This is a genomic window from Luteolibacter pohnpeiensis (assembly GCF_016595435.1).
Classification (GTDB): Bacteria; Verrucomicrobiota; Verrucomicrobiia; order Verrucomicrobiales; family Akkermansiaceae; genus Luteolibacter; species Luteolibacter pohnpeiensis.
This window is the reverse complement of the sequence record NZ_JAENIJ010000100.1, coordinates 1-2,090: the sequence shown is the minus strand read 5'-3', so window position 1 is coordinate 2,090 and position 2,090 is coordinate 1. Positions and strand designations below refer to the sequence as shown.

General features: G+C 45.6%; 3 protein-coding genes. All 3 read left to right on the top strand.

Annotated features, from left to right (window positions below; genetic code table 11):
* Positions 1-811: RHS repeat-associated core domain-containing protein (locus JIN85_RS20240; RefSeq protein ID WP_200274268.1), on the top strand; the 811-nt coding region annotated here is incomplete at its 5' end.
* A gap of 226 nt (positions 812-1,037) precedes the next feature.
* Positions 1,038-1,553 carry a hypothetical protein gene (locus JIN85_RS20235; protein ID WP_200274266.1) on the top strand — a complete coding sequence of 172 codons (516 nt, stop codon included), beginning with the start codon at positions 1,038-1,040 and terminating at the stop codon, positions 1,551-1,553.
* Between the two features lie 102 nt (positions 1,554-1,655).
* Positions 1,656-2,090, top strand: a 435-nt coding sequence (locus JIN85_RS20230; protein WP_200274264.1) for a transposase, incomplete at its 3' end; no start/stop codon positions are given.

Genomic DNA, 2,090 nt, shown 5'->3' with positions numbered 1-2,090 from the left:
CAATGCGAGTGTTCCGGGCTCCTCCTCCTCGGGCAGCACGGCGACGATGGACGTGAGCTATGCCTATGACGGCTTGTTCCGCCGGACACGCAAATCGTTTTCAGGAACCTCGCGGCCAAGTGTCGATTACTACTGGAACGAACAATGGAAATGCATTGAAGATCGCAACCCGTCGAACAGCTCGCTGAAGAACGAATACCTCTACGGCGGTCGCGGCCGCAACGACCTAGTCGCTCGGAACGCAATCAGCGGAGCAAGTGTGAACCGGAAATACGCGGTGTGCGACAACATGAGCAGCAAGGTATCGATCACGGACACCTATGGGGTGATCGTCGAGCGCTACCGCTACGTCGCATTTGGTGGAGTGACGGTGCTGACACCATCATTCAGCGTGCGAACAAGCAGCCTGTATAACTGGACGACGATGTTCCACGGTGAAGACGCGGACCTTGAGACGGGCTGGTATAACTACGGCTACCGGTATTACCTCACCGAGCTGGGCAGATGGCCAAGTAGGGATCCGATTGGGGAGCAAGGTGGACTGAATTTGTATAGGTTTGTGGGGAATGATGTTCTGAACAATCGAGATTTGTTGGGACTTGTTGCAGATGCTAGTAATATCAATGATGGAGATCCATGTCCGACTTGTTGCGAAACTTGTAAGGGGTATGGTGGAGCTAAACCAAATATTGGTGATAACGGGACTGTTGGTCATCATGTCAAATTAAAAGTAATAAAACCAACATTTGAAAATGTATATATTGACGGATTTGAAAGCGAAGAGGACTGTTGTGTAGTCAAATATACTTGAACCACATGTTATACAGGGGTTTGTAGAAATACAACTGGTTTGGATTTTATCTTGTTATTCCTCCCATACGGGATGCTCCAGCTTGGACCGCTTTAGCTGTTCGGATAGTGAAATATAACATATGTAAATGTGAAAATGGAAAATGGTTTTGTAAAGAAGATTGTGAAGGTGGATCTAATCCTATTCTTAATAGTTTAGATCAAACAGAAAACCTGGAAACGTCGAATTGGATACTTCAAACAAAGAAAGAATAAAATATCTAATGATTACTAAATATTCGAAGGGATTGGTTATGATGTTAATTTTTAGTGCATGCCCAATGTGTCAGGAAGGTAATGTGCGACAGGATAAAGAATTTCAATTTAATGTCTCATGTACTGATGTCTCCTCAAAGGATAGGGATTTAGCTCTTTCTGAATGGTATGTTAGCCAATATGGCGCAATTGAAGAGCTGTCTGAAATATCTGGTGTATCGATCGAATATGGATCAAAAATAAAAAATACTCCCCAATCCTTATTGGATAAGCAGAAAGAAGTCATTCAATCAGTTCAAATCAGAGATTTCGATCGAGAATTGGCTCCTTGGGTTAGGTCACAAAAAGAGATCCTTGAAAAGTTGGCTTCTACGTTAAAGTGTAAAATAGATATGGGGAAAGTTGAATCTTTGCCTCTTGATAGGAAGTGTATGATATATTTGGAATATCAGGAAATAATTATTTCTAAAATTAATGATTCGGAATAGTAGTAGTTGAATGGAAAAACAGGTTCATTCCAATCGCTGAAGAATAAAGGCCGCATCCGGCAACCTCATCCCGACATCGTGGATTTCTGTTAGACAAAGTCCATGAGATTTCGACGGCCCGGCAGCAATCAGCAGGATCTTTTCAGCCAACTTGACCATGCCAAAAAAATGGCCCAACGCACCACGCCGCTCGACAAGTTGAGGGCGGTGATCGGTTTCGAAATTTTCCGCGATCGGCTCATCGAACTGCTCGGCTACAAGGATCGTGTGGACAAGTGTGGCAACGCTCCTTTTGACCCCGTGTTCATGTTCAAAGTCGTGGTGATGCAAAAATACTACGCGCTTTCCGAAGAGCAAACCGAGGAACAGATTCTCGATCGTTCCAGCTTCATGCGCTTCCTTGGCGTGGCGGCCTTGTTTTCGGACCTCGACGAAGCGCTCACCGCGCGCGGCATTCATGGCAAGGAAGGAGTCACCGTCGATGCCTCGTTTGTCGAAGTCCCGCGCCAGCACAATGGACGGAAGACGCGGCCATCA